This is a genomic window from Rhodococcus sp. IEGM 1330, assembly GCF_033142445.1.
Taxonomy (GTDB): Bacteria; Actinomycetota; Actinomycetes; order Mycobacteriales; family Mycobacteriaceae; genus Rhodococcoides.
In genome coordinates, this window is record NZ_JAWLSB010000001.1 from 12609 (window position 1) to 30892 (window position 18284).

The window sequence follows — 18284 nt, forward strand, 5'->3', positions numbered from 1 at the left end:
GGTCCAACTCCAAACGTGATGGCCGTTACTGGCTGAACGATATGAATAGTTGTAGTGGAATCTATTGATCGTCCGAGCGTACAGATGCAGTCTTGGTGGAGTAAATGCAAGGTTGCTTCCGTTTCAGATGCACCGATTGGACTCACCTCATGACTCAGGTCGAAGAATCACGGATCGTTGCCCGCGTCGTCGACCTCGGCGATCGGTACCGGATCACGTCAGGTCCTGTGCTGATGACAGGGGTGCAGGCAATTGCGCGGCAGTTGGTCGAACAGCACGAGCGTGATCGACGGGCCGGCACGAGTATTGCGACGTTCGTCTCGGGCTATCAGGGGAGCCCCTTGGCGGGTCTCGACCGTCTTCTGGCCGGGATTCCGGAGTTGAAGGACGAGCACGACGTACGTCTGGTGCCCGGCATGAACGAAGAATTGGCTGCCACGTCCGTGTGGGGCAGTCAGATGGAATTGCCGAAAGGTCAACGCACACATGACGGCATCGTCGGCGTGTGGTACGGGAAGGGGCCCGGTCTCGACCGGGCGAGCGATTCGCTTCGTCACGGCACCATGTATGGTGCCCACCCTTCGGGGGGTGTGCTCGTGCTCGTCGGGGACGACCCAGCCGCGAAGTCGTCCAGTGTCCCCGCGGCGAGTGAAAAGTCCTTGGCCGCATTGGGAATGCCGATCTTCTTTCCGCGTAACGCCGAGGAAGTGATCGCCTTCGGCTTGCTCGGCGTCGAGTTGTCTCGGGTGTCGGGGTGCTGGTCGTCGATGAAGCTCGTTGCCGACGTCGCGGACGGTATCTGGACTATGGACCGAGACTTTGCGGACTTCACCATCGAGCGACCCGAGATGGAGTGGGAGGGTCGGCCGTGGAGCTACCGTCAACGCATTCTCGCTTCCCCGCCCGACAGCCTGCTCGCCGAGGCCGATATGTACGGCCCGCGCTGGGAAATGGTGCGCCGGTTCAACGAAGCGAACGACATCGACAGCATCGATATCTATCCGAAGCACGCGCACCTGGGCATCGTGGCGGTCGGAACTGCCTATGACAGCGTCCGTCAAGCCCTCGACGAACTGGAGCTCGATTCCGAGCGACTGTTCGATCTCGGCATCCGCGTAATGCGTATCGGCATGCCTTTCCCGCTGGGCGAGAAGAAGATTGGGCAGTTCGCCGACGGCCTCGAAGCGGTCATGGTCGTCGAGGACAAAACGGCGTTCGTCGAAACTCAGATCAAAGAAATACTGTACGGATCGACCGGTGCCCCTCGTATCGTCGGTAAACAAGACTCGGACCGCAAGCCTCTCGTGCCGTCGGACGGAGAGCTCACCGCCGCACGGCTGATACGTCCGCTGCGCCGGATCCTCGACGGATATGCCGACCTGCCGAAGCCGCCACCGCCTGTGCTGGATCTGACCGTTCTGCCCGCCAAGCGGGCACCGTACTTCTGCTCGGGATGCCCGCACAACCGGTCCACCGCGGTACCCGAAGGGTCTCTCGCCGGCGGCGGCATCGGCTGCCACACGCTCGTCACCATGTCCTCGCGGACCGATTCACAGGTGACAGGGCTGACCCAGATGGGCGGCGAGGGCGCACAGTGGATCGGTCAGTCCGCCTTCACCGACATCGACCACATCTTTCAGAACGTCGGCGACGGAACCTACTTCCACTCGGGCCAACTCGCAGTGCAAGCCTGCATTGCTGCCGGGGTGAACATCACCTACAAGATTCTCTACAACTCGGCCGTCGCCATGACCGGAGCCCAAGACGCCGAAGCCGGGCTCACCGTCCCGGAACTGACCCGCAAACTGGCCTCCGAAGGCGTCCGGAAAATCATCATCTGCGCCGACGAACCCGAACGTCACCGCGGTGCCTCCCTCGCAGCAGGAACGACACTGTGGGAACGTGAACGACTCGACGAAGCTCAGCGCATTCTGCGCGACACACCCGGTGTCACCGTTCTGATCTACGACCAGCAATGCGCCGCCGAAGCGCGTCGTAAGCGCAAGCGCGGCCACCTCCCAGCACGCCGCACTCGTGTGGTGATCAACGAGGCCGTCTGCGAAGGGTGCGGCGACTGCGGGGTCAAGAGCAACTGTCTGTCGGTACAACCGATCGACACCGAATTCGGGCGCAAGACCACCATCGACCAGAGCTCGTGCAACACCGACTATTCCTGCCTCGAAGGCGATTGCCCCTCGTTCGTGACTGTGGAAATCCCCGAGGGCACCAAGCCTGCACGCACCGCGGTTCCCGAGGCACCGTCCCTGCCCGAGCCGGAACGCAGCGCGCTGACCCGCACTCACAATGTCTTCCTTGCCGGAATCGGCGGGACAGGAATCGTCACGGTCAATCAGGTACTCGGAATGGCGGCGCTGCGCGCGGGTCTTCATGTGGAGGGACTGGATCAAACCGGCTTGAGTCAAAAAGCCGGTCCGGTCACCTCGCACCTACGCCTCGCGACCGAACGCAATGAATCATCGAACCGCATCAGCCCATCCTCGGCCGACTGCATCCTCGCCTTCGATCTCCTGACCGCCGCCGACGCCAAGAACGTCGGGTACGCCGATGCCGATCGAACCATCACAATCGCTTCCACGAGCAAAACCCCCACCGGCGACATGGTGTACGACCCATCGGTTCAGTATCCGGCCGACGACGACCTCACCGGCCGACTAGCAGCGCGGTCCGCGCACATCTACGCCTTCGATGCCCTTGCCGCATCGGACATCCTCTTCGGCAACACCGCCGCCGCCAATTTCATCCTCGTCGGTGCCGCATACCAAGCCGGTGGTCTGCCGATTCCAGCGGAATCGATCGAAGAGGCGATCACCATCAACGGGGTTGCCGTGGCGGCGAACATCGCCGCGTTCCGTTGGGGCCGCACTCACGTGGCCGAACCGGAGATCTTCTCGGAAGCGGTGTTGCCGCGCGCCGCGTCCACGCGCAGCGACACCGAGGTTCCCGCCGATCTGCTCGAAGGCCTGACGATCGAGGGCGACACATTCGACCTAGTGAAACGACGTGCAGCACAGTTGATGTCGTATCAAGGCAAAGGTCATGCGCGCCGATACCTGTCCATCCTCCAGTCGGTGTGGGACGCCGACCAATCTGTCGGTACCAGTTCTGCTTACACCGACGCCGTGGCGCACGGGCTGCACAAGCTGATGGCCTACAAGGACGAATACGAGGTCGCGCGGATGCTCACCGACCCCGCATTCGTTACCTCGGTCGCAGCCGAGGTCCCCGGCGGGAAGAACCTGACCTACAAGCTCCACCCGCCAGCACTGAAAGCTCTGGGGCGGAAGAAGAAGATCGGTATGGGGCCTAGGAGCCACATAGCGCTGAAAGTTCTGGCACGAGGCCGGTTCCTACGCGGCACACCGTTCGATCCGTTCGGATACGCCAAAGTCCGTCGCATCGAACGCATTCTACTGGCGCACTACGAGTCGATCGTGCGCGAATTGACGTCCACCTTGTCGATCGACACCTACGCCGTAGCTGTCGACTTCGCCCAGGCCGCCGACCTCATCCGCGGGTACGAAGACGTCAAACTACGCAACATCACCACCTACCTCGACACACTCGAGCGCCTCGGAATCGATCGACCAGTGCTCGGGTCCAATTAGACGACAGCCGGAGCCGAAGACCGCCATAGCCGTGGACGACACGGAGAGCAGTACTTTGTGTCGCCGTGAAACTGGCGCGAACACAGCGCCAGGGACCCGATCGGTTTCCGATTTGCCGTCCGACCGAGAACGGTCTCCACTCAACTACTTTCATCCATTCAACCGAACACACCCCACTCAGGAGCAATGATCATGACCACCGATACCGCCGACCCGACCGATACCGCCCCTGCATCAGGGGTTTTCGACAGATCCGACTTTGCTGATGCCGCACCCCACGAGCAGGTGGTGTTCTGCCAAGACCCCGCAACAGGATTGAAAGCGATCATCGGGATTCACTCGACCACCCTGGGGCCGGCCCTGGGAGGTACGCGCTTCTTCCCTTACGGCAACGAGCAGGCAGCCCTGACGGATGCGCTGCGCCTCTCCCGTGGCATGACCTACAAGGCAGCGGTGGCCGGTCTGCAGCTCGGTGGAGGCAAAGCTGTTCTCATCGGCGACCCGGCTCGGGTCAAAACCCCCGCATTGCTCGAGGCCTACGGACGGTTCGTCGACACCCTGGGCGGTCGCTACATCACCGCAGGCGACGTCGGTACAACCTCCGACGACATGGACGTGATCGGACGTTCGACCAAGCACGTCGTAGCCCGTACACCTGCAGCCGGAGGCTCGGGTGACAGTGCTCCCCTCACCGCACGAGGTGTCTTCCATTCGATTCTCGCTGCTGCGGAATCAGTGTGGGGCTCGAAGGAATTGAGCGGCCGCCGTGTGGGAGTCGAAGGAACCGGGAAGGTCGGGTACAACCTCATTGCGCTGCTCGCCGAGGCCGGGGCAACGATCACCGCCTCGGATGTCAACCCTGCCGCAGTTCGACGAGTAAGCGCAGATTTCCCGGGCGTGACAGTCGCCGAGACCGTCATCGACAAAGACATCGACATCTACGCGCCGTGCGCGATGGGTGCCACTCTCACTGACACCACCGCGCGCATCTTGGATGCAGCTGTCGTCTGCGGAGCTGCGAACAACCAACTTGCACAACCGGGTGTCGAAGAACTACTCCGTGACAGGGGAATCGTGTGGGTTCCGGACTTCGTCGCCAACAGCGGCGGTCTGATCCAGGTCGCCGGTGAGATCGAGAACAAGCCCCGCCATGCGGTTGTGAAACAGGTCGAACAAGTCGGGGCCACAGTCACCCGCATTTTGGCGCATCAGCACGATCGAGGACTTCTGGCCGGCCAGGCGGCGGACGCCATCGTTCGTGAGCGCCTGGGTGCAGCTGCACACCGTTGACGAACGATCGATTCGAGCTTCGTACCGTCTCCGATCGGCGGTACGAAGCTCTGCAAAACTGTTGGGGGAGTTTCGGTACCTGCACTCTGGCCTCGGCACCGGGCGGGAGAACTGGGTAGGTCGACTGTCGGCTATTCGCTATCGGACCCCGTACAGCGAATTGCCAAGTCCTACGTGCAGGCTCACGAAAGTGGCCAGTCACCCAGTACATCTCGTAGAGGGCAACTGGCCATACTCGGTCGGCAAGACACTCCGTCAATGGACCCCTGGAGGTTCTGGGCCTCTCGGGGGCGGTTCGAGCGCCGGGCCGCGATCGCGGCCGAGCCACTCTCCAGCGGTCGACACCGCTACTCCACGTGCGGGGAACAACGTTTCCATGAGGAACTGATGTGCAGCGGGATCGGGGTCGGCGCAGGCATCCGAGAGCACCGACACCTCGTAGTCCAGATCAGCTGCGGCATAGACCGTTGCCGCCACCACAGCCGAACTCGCTACACCGCAGATGGCGACTCGGTCGATCCGCTGACTCCGCAGCACCAGGTCCAGATCTGTACCGGCGAAGCCACTGGCCCGCCGTTTGAGAACCACCGAGTCAGCTGGATCGACGGTGAGAGCATCGTCGATCCAGGTGTCATCGGAGGTCTCGTGGAACACATCTGCCATCGCATGGAATTGCTGCATCACAGCGTTGTTGGGATGCACATCGGTCCCGTTGGGCCGCAGCCCGGCACGCAGGTACACGATGTGTACACCTGCGCGCCGAGCCATCGGAATCGTCTGAGCGAGAACCGAAACGACCGGTCGAGCGAACCGAAACTCCCTGATGATTCCGGTTTGGACATCTCCGACGATCAGTGCAGTCCGTAGCCCGTCGCCCGCGCGGGTCATTGGGTGCCCGCGCTCTCGGTGGCCACTTCATCACTTCGAACACCGAGCGCCTCGGCGCGTCGGCCCACAGTCAGAAGAATTGCGATGCCGATCGTGATCACTACGGCGATGGTGAGCAGTGCGTAGGTATAACTTCCTGTCGCGGTCTCGATGGCCCCGGTGACGTAGGGGCCGACGAAGCCGCTGAGGTTGCTCACCGAGTTGATCAACGCGATTCCGGCGGCGGCAGCGGCTCCAGTCATCGAAAGAGCTGGTATCCGCCAGAATTGAGGCATTGCTGTGTAGATGCCGGAAATACTGACGCAGACCGCGATGATGAACAGTGCACCGTTCTGCGTGAACGTTGCACCCACCAGGCCTACGGCACCGAACGCCATCGGGATCGTCGTGGAGAACACCGCCGAGCGGCGCGCTGCTACGCGGGACCACATCACCATTACCACGATAGCTACTGCGGACGGTATAGCAGCGAGAAGAACGCTCGAGACGTTCGCTGCGGATCCGACGCTCGAAGAGAGATTCTCGATCATCGTCGGAAGGAAGAAAGCCAGCGGGTACAGGCCGAAGACTATGGCGAAGAAGGCCACCGCCAACGCCCACGTACGGCCGTTCGTCAGTGCCTGACGCATCCCGGTCATGGCACCATGTTCGACCTGCGCCGCCGCTTCGGCGTCCAAGGTGTCCCCGAGATAGGCCTTCTCCTCTTCTGTGAGCCACTTGGCTTTCGCCGGACGGTCGGGCAGGAAGAGGAAAATAACGATGCCGATCAGCACGGTGAGGACACCCTCGACTACGAATAGCGAACGCCATCCCGCGATGCCCAACAGCGACTCTCCCCACTTCAGCAATGCAGCTGCGATCGGGGCACCCAGGATGCTCGACAGCGGGATGCACAAAAAGAATGCCGACATTGCCCAGGCTCGTTGCTTCTTCGGGAACCAGAACGTGAGGAAGAGCAAGATTCCGGCAGCGAGGCCCGCTTCGGCGAATCCGAGGATCACGCGAGCGATGTACAACTGCGTGGCAGAGTGAACTGCGCCGGTGAGTGCGGTGACGATTCCCCACGAAATGACGATGCGGCTGATCCAGATGCGTGCGCCGAATCGTCGCAGCATCATGTTGCTGGGTACCTCGACCAGGATGTAGCCGAGGAAGAACAACCCTGCGGCGAGGCCGAGTTGTGCTGTGGTCATGCCCAAGTCGGCGGTCATGGGTTTTGCGATGTAGCCGAGGTTTGCCCGGTCGATGTAACTGACGATGTACGCGATCCCCACGAGAGGGATGATGCGGAATCCGATTTTGCGCCACAGGCGACGTTCGGCATCCTCATCGAGCACAGTGGTGCAGCCTTCGTTCATGGCGCGGCCTTCCGGAGATGGTTAGGGGAGAGGGTGGTCAACGGCCGTAAGAGACGGCCCGGGCGGCGGAGGTTTCGTCGACGAGTACTCGGCCCGCCGCAATGTCGATGGCAACTCCGTAGTCGCGCAGGGCACCTTCGGCAGTGACTTTTCCATCCAGCACGTCGTCGAGCACATGCAGCGGATCGCGGCGCAGGGGATCGCCGTGGCCGCCACCTCCCGCCGTGACCTGGCGGTGGCGGCTGCCCGCCTGCACGGTCAGATGTGGTTTGGACGGGATGAGCTGTTCGGCGTCGGTGCCGTGGTCGAGGATGTTGGCAGAGGGAGATCCTGTGCCGCCGCCGGCGAGTCCGTAGGGGAACGATGTGCGTCTGTCGGAGCGGATTTGGACACTGGCGTTCTCGTGCAGCACGGTCATGTCTCGGAAGGTGGACACTCCACCGCGGAAGGTTCCTGCGCCGCCGGTATCGGGAAGGTATCCGTATCCGTCGATCCGAATGTGTCCGGACTTCTCTAGTTCTTCGATCGGTGTGTTGGCGAGGTTTGCACCCAGTGGACTGATGCCGTCGTTCCCATCGCCGGTAGGCGTTGCACCCCACGATCCGCAGAGGATGTCCCACAGAATCACCGAGCTACCGTCGGATTCGACGATGCCCACTGCCACCGAGTTCGGTCCTCCGTCGCCTGCGGCCGGTACCCGGTCGGGAAATGCAGGTGCGAGAGCTCCGAGGACGGTGTCGATGATGCGATATGCCACCAGTCCTCGGGCCCCACGAGCGGACGGACGCTTTCCGTCGAGGATGGAGCCTTCGGGAATGACAAAGGTGAAGGGGCGGTAGAAGCCACTGTTGGCGGGGATGTCCGAGCCGAGTGCACCTTGAAGTGCTGCGTAACAGGCGGATTGGGTGAACGACGCGGTGGCGTTGAGTGCCGACGCGACCTGGGGTGAGGATCCTGTGAAGTCGAACGTGATTCCGCTGTCGGCGATGGTGACCGCGACTTTGAAAGGAATTGCTCCTGAGCCGAGACCGTCATCGTCGATCTGATCGTCGAACAGGTAGCACCCGTCGGGGGCGTTGCTCAATTCGGTGCGCACGAGTGTTTCGGAGTAGTCGAGGAGTTCGTCGATCAGGCGCGCGTATTCGTCGATGCCGTATTTTTCGACGAGGCCACGGAGGCCGAGACCTCCTGCGTGGCTGGCAGCGCACTGCGATTCCAGATCCCCGCGCAACAGATCGGGCTCGCGAACATTTCTCAGGATCACATCCAGGAACGTTGCGTTCAGTTCTCCACCTGCCACCAGTCGTGAAGGCGGAATCTGAATGCCCTCACCGAATATGGAGGTCGACTGCACGGCCATCGAACCTGCTGCCCAGCCGCCGACGTCGGTGTGATTGACCACCGTGACCGTGAATCCGATCAGCTGTCCATCTGCGAAACTCGGTGCTACGGAAAAGATGTCAGGTAGATGCATTCCACCTTTGTCCGGGTCGTTGAGGATGTAGACATCACCGTCTGCGATGGAGTCTCCGAACTCGGCGAACATGGCGTCGATCGCGGCTGGCATCGACCCCAGATGTACTGGGCACGTGTTTGCTTGCGCGATGATACGGCCGTGTGGATCGCATAGTGCGGTGGAGAAGTCCATGCTCGATGCCACAATCTGGGAGTGTGCGGTGCGCAGGATCGTGATGGCCATCTCGTCGGCGAGCCCGGATACTGCGTTTCGAAAGACTTCGAAAGTGGCTGCGTCTCGAATTATGGTGTTGCTCATGCGATGACCTCGATGTCCGTCCAGATGATGATGATGTTGTTGTACTCGTCGAGATGGGCCGTGGTGCCCGGTGGAACCAGCGTCGTGGAATCCATGTCCTCGATCACCAGGGGGCCTGCCTCAGGGGTCTGTGTCAGATGTGCTCGCGCGATGACCGGTGTGCTGACCGTGGTGTCGAAGCGACAGATACGGAACCGTCGTCGACCGGGGTCGGCCTCGGTGAGCGTCAGAGCTCGGTCGATGGTGACCGTGTTCGGTACGAAGCCGCGGACGCGGATGTTGACAATCTCCACCAGGTCGTCGGTACCCGATCGACCGTAGGTCTTGTGGTGCTCCGCGTGGAATCGCTGCTTCACCTCGTGCAGCAACGCATCGTCGATATCGCCCTCAGGCAACGGAATACGAAGATCGAACCGCTGTCCGTGGTAGCGCATATCCAAGATTCGATCGATACGGACGCCGTCGGATCCGAGATGCTCGGTGACCGTGGCCGCCATCTCGTCGAACTCGCGGGCAAAGTGTTCCAGCGAAAGATGTTCGCCGCGGAACGGGGTGACGGACTGGTATTCGCTGTCGGCGACGAGGAGTCCGAGGCTGCTGAACAGGCCGGTGTGCACTGGCACGATGACGGTCTTGATTCCCAATTCACGTGCCAGTGCGGCACCGTAGAGCGGTCCGGCACCTCCGAAGGCGACCATGGTGGCATCCCGCGGGTCGCGTCCGCGTTCGCTGGTAACCGCTTTGACGGCTTTGGTCATGTTGGAGATGGCGACGTCGTAGGCTCCTCGTGCGATCGCGCCTGGGTCGGAGTCGATGCGATCGCTTACCGCGCCGAGGACTTTGGCTGCCAGTTCCGGCTGGATCGTCACTCGGCCGCCGGCGATAGCGTCGGGGTTGAGGTAGCCGAGGACGACGTTGGCATCGGTGAGGGTCGGCCGTTCGCCGCCGTGGCCGTAGCAGGCCGGTCCCGGCCGTGAACCGGCGCTACCGGGGCCGACGTGCAGGGCACCGGCCGAGTCCACACCGATGATGCTGCCACCGCCTGCTCCGACTTCCGCGATGTCGATCGAGGGGACACGGACGGTATAGCCTGCTCCTTTGCCCATGCTGCGGGTGATGTTCATGCCGCCGCCGACCTCGTAGTCGTTGGCCAAGAACGGCTGCCCGTTCTCGATCAGAGATGCTTTCGCGGTCGTTCCGCCCATGTCGAACGCGACGACGTTGTCGAGGCCGAGGAGTTGGGCGAGCTTTTGCACGGCGATAACGCCCGCGGCGGGACCGGATTCGATGATCTGTACGGGACGTTCCACCACTGACGGTGCGTCGAGAAGTCCTCCAGAGGACTGCATGATCGAAAACGGCGCATCGATGCCGCGCTCGCGCAGGTTACGGCCGAGCGCGGTTACGTAACTGTGCACCACGGTCCCGATGTAGGAGTTGACTACCGCTGTGCTGCTTCGCTCGTATTCACCGGGCTCGGGGGAGATGTCGACCGAGGTGGTCACGTACACATCAGGGAGCAGTTCTTCGAGTCGGCGTGCGACAGCGCGCTCTTCGTCGGGTCGAACGTGCGAATTGATCAGGCACACGGCCAGCGCTTCGATGCCGTCCGCTTCGAGTCGGCGGGCAAGGGCATCGACTTCGTCGAAGTCGATCGCGATGTCGATGTGACCGTCTGCGTGAATGCGCTGATCGATTTCGTATCGATGGCGACGGCGCGCCAATGGTGTGGGTTTTTTCCACGAAAGGTCGTACAGCAGGGGGCGCCGAAGCCGGCCGAGTTCGAGAACGTCGCGGAACCCTTTGGTCGTCACCAAAGCCGTTCGCGCACCTTCCATCTCGAGAATGGCGTTCGTTGCGACGGTGGTGGCATGCAGTACTGCAGAGATGTCCCCGGCGGAGATGTCTGCGTTCGTCATCGCGGCCGTTACACCGTCGATGACACCCGTGCCGAAGTCCGGAGGTGTCGACAGTACTTTCATCGGAACGATGCGTGCGCCGGGACCGAGGGCGATGACGTCGGTGAACGTGCCGCCGATGTCAGCTGCGACGCGCCACGACGCGTCGGCATTCGGATCCACGGAGTTGGACGGGGTCATTGAAAGGCCTTTCTGAAGACAAGATTGGCGACGCGGACGGTGGACCGAAGCATTGGCCGTCGTGTCGGTGGGCGTGCCTCTCGGTGCGACGACTGAGTGTGTTTCGCGTCACCAGACGTTAACCCGCGTCAGAGATATTAACAAGACCATGTTGAGATCTTTTACTCTGCCGACACATATTCCCAAGTGGGTTAAAGTGTTCGTAATCGAAGATGGGAAAGGCTATGAAGTACAGGCCAGCACTACTGCTCGAGCACAACGTGACCGGGTCGATGATGGATCGCGCATACCTCACTTTGAAGCGCGACATCATCGAGCTCAAGAGGCCGCCCGGTCAACACTTCACCGAACCCGACGTGGCAGCCTCGATGGGTTTGAGCAAAACGCCGGTTCGTGAGGCGCTTGCGCGACTGCACCGCGACGGTCTGGTGCAGCCACTGCCTCGCGCTGGGTACGTGGTTTCGTCGGTGACACTGGGCGATGTCGCGAACCTCTGCGACATGCGAACGCTTCTGCAGGGTGAGGCAGCGGCCCTCACCGCAACTCTGGGACTTGTTGCAGCGCAATCGAATCGTCTTGTCGAATTGTGTGCAGATGACAACTACGGCCAGCTCGGTGGCCCACACCTGGAAACGCGGTTACGCGAGAATTACGAGTTCGAGGCCATCATCGCCAATGGATCCGGCAACGCTCGCTTGACCCGGAGCGTCGTCGAGGTCTTGGACGAGATCGAGCGGGTCGTTCGATTGGCCGTCACGCTCTCACCCTCGATGCCCGAGGCGCGTATCGGTGAGCGCGCAGCAATCGTCGACGCAGTCGTCGCCCGAGATCCAGACGCCGCTCGCATAGCGATGCGGAACCGTACCAAGTCAGCGCGCCGTGAAATCATCGAGGCGCTGACCAGTAGTCACGCAGTAACGTCAACACCGATACTGCTGCCTGGCTAGCAACTCGTCTCTACAGCCTCGACGCCGCGGATCTGACATCCGACACCGTTTCCGCGACCCGCTCACCCAGTGCCCGTACTTCCGACTGCGCAGCACCGTAGAGCAATCTGACATGCGTATCTGGTCCGAAGAATCCCCCACCCGACAGCGCGGCCACTCCTGCATCGAGTAGGAAGTCTTCCAAGTCGTCCCCGCGCCGACCCAATGCGGTCAGATCGGCAAACAAGAAGATCCCCGCCCGAGGAAGGACTACAGGAACATCTGCCTCGGCAAGCACGCTGTGCATCACGTCGCGGCGCGCTTTCATCGTTGCGAACTCGACATCCAACCATTCCTGGGGTCCTGTCAACACAGCGGTGGCGGCGGCCTGCGAGATGTCTCCGATGTTGATCACGTCCCACTCCAGGGCCGCGTGAATCTTGTCGATCGTGGCCGGGGAAGAGTGAACGTATCCGATTCTCCAGCTCGAGAACGCGTAGTTCTTACTCAAGCTGGTTACCGTCACCACGCGATCGCGATCGCCTCCCAGCGCCCGAACAGGGGTGTAGCGGGGCCCTTCATGGACATACCGCTCATACGATTCGTCGGAAAACACTGTGAGTCCATGCTTGTCGGCCAGGGCGAGGACATGGCGGAGTTCGTCGGCCGTCGGCACATTTCCGGTCGGATTGTTCGGGTTGCACAGAACGATCGCAGTCGTTCGATCGGTGATAGCGGCGGCGATGCCCTCCAGGTCGAGCGACCAGCCGGTCTGCGCTGTCGAACACACATATCGCGCTATTGCGCCGGCCATCCGAATCATCCCGTCGAAAAAATATGTGGGTGAGGGGACGACGACCTCATCCCCGGAGTGCAGCAGCGCACGTAAGGCGATGCTCATTCCATGCTGGGCACCATGGGTGATCAGAAGCTCTGTTTCTGCGTCCACGGCTATCCCGTGTTCGCGTGTCAGGATCGTGGAGATCGCTTGACGCAGATCCGAGGCACCTCGAGTGCGACGAGAAAAAACCCGACCTGCGGCATCGGTGGCCGCCTCCACCACATGAGGCGGCATGGGGATAACCGGGACCCCTCGCACAGGAATCAATTCAGACCCCAGCGAAACAGACAGTGCAACGTGGTCAGCAAAAGCAAGGGCGGGCAAACGATCCGGCACGATTACTCCTTTGAGATACCATAAAGGTCAATTGATATCTCAACGTACACTGTCTGGCCCGCAGTTGGCGTAAATCGCACACGAATTAGCCCTGAAATCAGCACCTGCCGCGATGACAACAGGTCGTCGCTATGACGCCTCGGCCGCACTCGATGCAGGGCTGGTCGATGACCCTGCGAATAACCAACAACTCTTCGAACACGCACTCTCACACGTGGTTCCACCTGTGACCGGCAAGAAAGCGGAGACGCTGGGTGCCATACGAGCCTCCATCTACGAATCGGCCACCAGAGCGTTGCTCGGATACGGGACCGCGCATCAGGCGACGATTGCGTCCTTTCGCAACAATCCACACGTGCCAGCGTCAGGGGTCGGGGTGCGTGGTCCGGTCACGGATGCTCGTCATCGCACTCTCCTCGGTCATCGGGTACCAGAAGGCGGTGGCGATTGCCCACCGGGCTTCGGCCGACGACAGCACACTGCGTGACGCCGCGCATGCCAACGGATTCGGCGATGAGTTCCATCGGATCGTCGACCCGAAAATAATGGCCGGTATCGAATCTTTCTATAGCAGTCAATTAATCTATCGATTGTTCGACGGTCGACTTCTTGCTTCACTCGAATGGCAGACATACACAACGAAAGGGTCATCACAATGCGAGTACTTCTGATCGGCGGAGCGTCGGGAATCGCCCGATCCATTGCGTCGACTGTTCTCGACGGTGGCGGTGAGGTGGTCCTCGCCGGCCGACGCCGTGAGTCCCTCGACGCAGCAGTCGCACTGTTGGGTCCGAGAGCGAGTGCGGTGGTGATCGACCTCGCGGACGAGTCCTCCATCGCGCAGGCAGCCTCGTCGGTGGGTTCGGTCGACCATGTCATCAGCCTCGCCGCCGATCATGCGAACGGACCACTCGCCGATCTTGACGGCACCGCAGTCCGAAACGCGTTCGACGCCAAAGTGATCGGACCGATTTTGCTGGCGAAGCACTTCTCGCCACAGGTGCGCGAGGGGGGCTCGTATCTGTTCTTCTCCGGTGTCGCCGCCTGGAAACCTGCACCCGGCCTGTCGGTGATGGCGACGACGAACGGCGCGGTGGCGTTCCTGGTGGAGGCGCTGGCGGTGGAGCTCGCACCCACGCGCGTCAATGCACTGTCGCCCGGCATCGTGGATTCGGGGGCCTGGGACTCCATGGGATCAGGCAAGGACACGCTGTTCGCGGACACTGCACGCACCAACCCTGTGCGCAGAGTCGGCCAACCGTCCGATATTGCGGCCGCTGCGCTGTCTCTGCTGACGAATACTTTCGTCACCGGCGTCACGCTGCACGTCGACGGCGGCGGGCGGCTCTCATGAGGCAGCTCACAGCAATGACGGCGCTGGCGGCGATCACGCTGTCGCTGTCGGCATGCTCCACCGGCACGACAAGCTCTGACCGCCCCCTGGTGGACTCTGCGGCCGACCTCGTCGCCCCCGGAACCGTGAACGTCGGCGATGCACCGGTCACCGACCGCACGCGCCAGGTGGTGCGCCTTGCACAAACGCTGTACACGTTCTGGAACACCGGCGACGCCGCGTACCTCGACCGAGCAGTGGACCCCAGCTTTGTCGACAACACGCTGCCGTCGGGCCGGCCACAGGGCCCGGCCGGCCCCGTCGCGGCGTCGAGCACGTTCCGCACCGCGGTACCCGACTTGACGTGCGAGCTCGCCGATCTCTACATCGCCGGCGACACGTTCACAGCGCGGTTGATCTTTCGGGGTCATTTCACCGGCACGTACGACGGCCACACCGGAAACGCGGAACCGATCGAATTCGGTGCGATCGACATACAGCACGTCGGCGACAGCCGAATCGACGCGGACTGGCACCTCGAAGACAACCTGACTTTCCTCCAGCAAGCCGGAATTGCGTAGGTCGGCTCACCGAATCGAGCGACCACCCCACAACAGTTTCCTCGAAAGGAACTGAGACACATGAGTATCGACCCCAGAATCAAAATGACCGCAGGGATCGTCATGGCTGCGATCGCCTACTTCGTCGCCGTCACCAATTTCATCGACGGCGATATTCGTTCCGGCGTGATTCTCACCCTCATCGGCATTTTCTTCAGCACGGTTCTCGTGCAGACGGTAAGCCGCTACATGACAAAGGATTCCAGTTAGCCATCCGGACTCCCGTCGTCGTTTACTCTCGACCGATGCCCACCCTGCGTGCCCTCGAATGCTTCGTCGCCGTGGTAGACGCCGGTTCTGTCACTGCCGGCGCGGCGCAGTTGCATCTGTCGCAACCTGCGTTGTCTCATCAGCTGGCGTCGTTGGAATCGGAAATCGGCACCCCGCTGCTGGACCGGCTCCCGCGCGGGGTTCGGACTACTCCGACCGGTCGCGCGTTGCTCGACGATGCGCGGGCGGCGTTGGCGGCCGCCGACCGAATTGTGCGGACCGGACGAGCGTTGGCGGAGGGAAGTGAGGGCCGACTGCGACTGGCGTGCGCCGAGAGCATGACCGTTCCACTCCTCGCGCCGACGCTGCGGAAGTGGACGAGGAAGTATCCGAACATCGGACTGGATCTGACCGAATTCAGCAGTGCGGACGCTATGGCGTACGCACTCTCGAACGGCGACATCGACCTTGCAGTCGGTCCGTCCTCCGCGCGGTTCACCGGCGTCATCCATGAAATCGGAAGGGAGGACATCGTTGCGGTCGTCCCGGAGGGCCTCGATCTGGTCGATGAGCCGGCCGTTTCGTGGACCGATCTCGCCGGTAGACCAATCGTGCAGTACCACCCGACAAATGGCCTGCGCGGATGGTTCGACGCCGTCGCGGCAGCCCACGACATCCATCTCGATGCTGTGACCTATACCCGAAATGCCGCGACTGCAGCACAACTCGCTCACGCAGGTCTCGGAATCGCCCTCGTTCCGACCACCGCATTACCGGCAAGATTTGCCGGCGTCGTCAAACCGATGAGGCCGCCGCTCCAGCGATCTGTGGTCGTGATGGTCGGGACGCGGACGGACACACTGACCCGCCGATTCGTCGACGACATCGTGGCCCGTGGCATGAGCGCACGCCGAACGTGACTACGCAGACCTCGGTCCGGTCGCCCGACCGTACGACCGTCGAAAACCGGGCCCCAACGCATCGATTCTCCGAGATCGACGACGGCTGTCACCGACCTGACCGCATTCGGTACCGATGCGTTCGTGTATCAACCGATTCGGCCGGCGAATGCACGTCCGGTGGACACCGCAAGTCCGAGCAATCCGCGCAACCCCGGCAATGATCCCGCCAGCGACCACACGGTGTTCGTCGACGATTCGTCGGTCGGCTTGCCCGCGAAGCGATCCGAGAGCCAATCCAAAGTGACGGGGGCTGCGATCGGGTGCAGCGACAGGTGTTCGCTGAGGCGATCACGGATGTACGTGACATTCGCTCCCGCAGCACGATACCGGCGTACTTGCCCGTCCACGTCGTCCACGTCGATCATCGGATCATGCACCGCCTGCACCACGAGAAGCGGAAACGTGGGTGCCGACTTTCCTGGCTGAATATCCTGGAAAATCTGCACCATCTCGGGTGTCGCCAAGAGGTCTGCTATCGGGATATCGAGGTGCCGCTCCAGGTCGTGCATCACCATGGACGCGACGGCGTGCACTGTCGTCTTGCGGTGCAGGGATGAGAGGGTCTCGAGCCCCGCAGCGGCGACGTGTTCACGAACGAGGCGGTCGAGCTCGGGGTAGGTGCGACGCAAGCCCTCCACCACCAGCGCGGGCAGCGCCGCGAAGATCGTGCCGTTGAGGCGGGAAAATGCTGACCCGGGATCGCCGACGGGCGATCCGAGTGCTGCGCCGACGATGTCGAGTTCAGGGGCGTAGTCGCCCGCAGCCTCGGCGGCCCATGACGTCGCCAATCCGCCGCCCGAGTACCCCCACAGCGCAACAGGGGTGGTAGCGGCGAGGTCGAGCGGCTCGAAAGACAGTGCCGCGCGGACGCCGTCGAGTGTGCAGTAGCCGGGCTCGACGGGTGCTCCCCACCGCCCGTCCATGCCCTCGTGATCGGGAAGGGACAGAACCCATCCGCGGCGCAGTGCGTACAGGATGATCATGAACTCGAACTGCGGTACGGACCCCACAGCGCGAGCGCCGGCCCTCAGGACGTACGACGGGAAACACCGATCCGACACGGCGTCGATCGCGCACTGGTAGGACAGCAGAGCGCGCTGTCGTCGCTGTCGACCCCCGACCGGAAGAACCACCGTCGTGACCGCGACGCGCGCTGCCCCGTCGAGACTGGTGGTCCGATACAGAAGTTGCCACGCCGACACCTTCTGCCGAATGACGCCGAACAACGCGAGTGTCACCTCGCGGGATCGCAACACGGTCCCCGGCTCCGCCCGCTCGAAACCGGTCGGGGCCAGATAGAACGGGTCCATAGACGGAGTCGTGACGATCGATTCCGAGTCGATGTGGTCGGAGTGGTCGGCCGCGGTTCGCGGACGCCCGGTCGATGCGGCATTGGGTTCGATACTCATGGTGGATCACTTCCTGATGCGGGTGCGATGGTGTCGACGAGTTGGTCGATGACTGCTCGGGAGTCTGCAGGTGACGCCGCGTGAGTCAGTAAACCCTCGACGACGAACGTACCGATGCGGAGCATGGCGTCGGCCGCCTCACCGGACAGGCCTGCAGCTTCGATATCGGCGGCGAACAACGATTCGGCGAAGGCATGAAACCCGTTGTGCCATTGATCGATGGCCTCGGACTCCGTCACCCGATCGTGCACGGTGGAGACCAATGGGCCCACTTTCCGCAGCCGCTCTACCAGCCAGAACAACCGGTCGGCCAGCGGTAGATCGACGACGTCGAGATAGTCCGCGGCGTCCTCAGCGGCGATGGCCGTCAGAACAGCGACCAGGATGTCGTCCTTGTCGCCGAAGTACCAGTACAAGGTATTCGCGGTGACGCCTGCAGCTTTCGCGAGACGGCTGATCGAGGTGCGATCGAAGCCGTCGTTCACGAACATTTCGCGGGCGGCGACCACGATGTCCTCCCGCTTGCTCTCCCTGTCGTGAAGTCCGCGGTTCCTGGGCATATGACCAACTATATCTTGAATGGTCTTCAAGAGCCTGCTACCGTCCTTGGAT

At 62.1% G+C, this 18284-nt stretch carries 15 protein-coding genes; 8 read left to right on the forward strand and 7 right to left on the reverse strand.

Features of this window, described 5'->3' with window-relative positions:
* Positions 1-149: 149 nt before the first annotated feature.
* Both R4P57_RS00065 and R4P57_RS00070 read left to right on the forward strand, forming a co-directional pair.
* On the forward strand, positions 150-3626 hold the full coding sequence (locus R4P57_RS00065; protein ID WP_317800862.1) for an indolepyruvate ferredoxin oxidoreductase family protein: 3477 nt from the start codon (positions 150-152) through the stop codon (positions 3624-3626).
* Between the two features lie 192 nt (positions 3627-3818).
* Positions 3819-4916: a Glu/Leu/Phe/Val family dehydrogenase gene (locus R4P57_RS00070; RefSeq protein WP_317800863.1), complete on the forward strand. Its 1098-nt coding sequence runs from the start codon at positions 3819-3821 to the stop codon at positions 4914-4916.
* A 255-nt stretch (positions 4917-5171) separates the two neighbouring features.
* On the opposite strand, the gene R4P57_RS00075 is transcribed toward R4P57_RS00070, so the two are convergent.
* The 4 genes from R4P57_RS00075 to R4P57_RS00090 are packed head-to-tail and all read right to left on the reverse strand — an operon-like array spanning position 5172 to position 11035.
* Complete coding sequence (locus R4P57_RS00075) at positions 5172-5804, reverse strand: isochorismatase family cysteine hydrolase (RefSeq protein WP_317800864.1); 633 nt, start codon at positions 5802-5804, stop codon at positions 5172-5174.
* Positions 5801-7162 carry an MFS transporter gene (locus R4P57_RS00080; RefSeq protein ID WP_317800865.1) on the reverse strand — a complete coding sequence of 454 codons (1362 nt, stop codon included), beginning with the start codon at positions 7160-7162 and terminating at the stop codon, positions 5801-5803. Before R4P57_RS00080 ends, R4P57_RS00075 begins: the two co-directional genes overlap by 4 nt.
* A 37-nt stretch (positions 7163-7199) precedes the next feature.
* Positions 7200-8936, reverse strand: coding sequence for a hydantoinase B/oxoprolinase family protein (locus R4P57_RS00085; protein ID WP_317800866.1), 1737 nt, complete (start codon positions 8934-8936; stop codon positions 7200-7202).
* Positions 8933-11035 (reverse strand): hydantoinase/oxoprolinase family protein, encoded by a 2103-nt coding sequence (locus tag R4P57_RS00090; protein ID WP_317800867.1) that lies wholly within the window; start codon positions 11033-11035, stop codon positions 8933-8935. Before R4P57_RS00090 ends, R4P57_RS00085 begins: the two co-directional genes overlap by 4 nt.
* A gap of 224 nt (positions 11036-11259) precedes the next feature.
* Between R4P57_RS00090 and R4P57_RS00095 the strand changes: the two genes are divergently transcribed.
* The gene (locus R4P57_RS00095; RefSeq protein ID WP_317800868.1) at positions 11260-11982 is read left to right on the forward strand and encodes a GntR family transcriptional regulator; all 723 of its coding nucleotides are present in this window, start codon (positions 11260-11262) and stop codon (positions 11980-11982) included.
* Between the two features lie 10 nt (positions 11983-11992).
* Here R4P57_RS00095 and R4P57_RS00100 read toward each other — a convergent pair whose 3' ends face one another.
* A complete protein-coding gene (locus tag R4P57_RS00100) occupies positions 11993-13036 on the reverse strand; it encodes a pyridoxal phosphate-dependent aminotransferase (protein WP_317800869.1) in 1044 nt (347 codons plus the stop codon).
* 497 nt (positions 13037-13533) lie between these two features.
* Here R4P57_RS00100 and R4P57_RS00105 point away from each other — a divergent pair, with 497 nt between their 5' ends.
* Genes R4P57_RS00105 through R4P57_RS00125 form a run of 5 tightly spaced genes read left to right on the forward strand, consistent with a single transcriptional unit; the run spans position 13534 to position 16221 of the window.
* Positions 13534-13809, forward strand: coding sequence for a hypothetical protein (locus tag R4P57_RS00105; protein ID WP_317800870.1), 276 nt, complete (start codon positions 13534-13536; stop codon positions 13807-13809).
* Positions 13761-14492: an SDR family oxidoreductase gene (locus R4P57_RS00110; RefSeq protein WP_317800871.1), complete on the forward strand. Its 732-nt coding sequence runs from the start codon at positions 13761-13763 to the stop codon at positions 14490-14492. The genes R4P57_RS00105 and R4P57_RS00110 overlap by 49 nt, the downstream gene beginning before the upstream one ends.
* A complete protein-coding gene (locus R4P57_RS00115; protein ID WP_317800872.1) occupies positions 14489-15052 on the forward strand; it encodes an ester cyclase in 564 nt (187 codons plus the stop codon). The genes R4P57_RS00110 and R4P57_RS00115 overlap by 4 nt, the downstream gene beginning before the upstream one ends.
* Positions 15053-15112: 60 nt before the next feature.
* Positions 15113-15301: a hypothetical protein gene (locus tag R4P57_RS00120; RefSeq protein WP_317566401.1), complete on the forward strand. Its 189-nt coding sequence runs from the start codon at positions 15113-15115 to the stop codon at positions 15299-15301.
* Positions 15302-15336: 35 nt separating this feature from the next.
* A complete protein-coding gene (locus tag R4P57_RS00125; protein WP_317800873.1) occupies positions 15337-16221 on the forward strand; it encodes a LysR family transcriptional regulator in 885 nt (294 codons plus the stop codon).
* A gap of 128 nt (positions 16222-16349) precedes the next feature.
* Here R4P57_RS00125 and R4P57_RS00130 read toward each other — a convergent pair whose 3' ends face one another.
* Both R4P57_RS00130 and R4P57_RS00135 read right to left on the reverse strand, forming a co-directional pair.
* Positions 16350-17672, reverse strand: coding sequence for a lipase family protein (locus tag R4P57_RS00130; protein WP_317800874.1), 1323 nt, complete (start codon positions 17670-17672; stop codon positions 16350-16352).
* Positions 17669-18232 carry a TetR/AcrR family transcriptional regulator gene (locus R4P57_RS00135; protein ID WP_317800875.1) on the reverse strand — a complete coding sequence of 188 codons (564 nt, stop codon included), beginning with the start codon at positions 18230-18232 and terminating at the stop codon, positions 17669-17671. Before R4P57_RS00135 ends, R4P57_RS00130 begins: the two co-directional genes overlap by 4 nt.
* Positions 18233-18284: the final 52 nt, after the last annotated feature.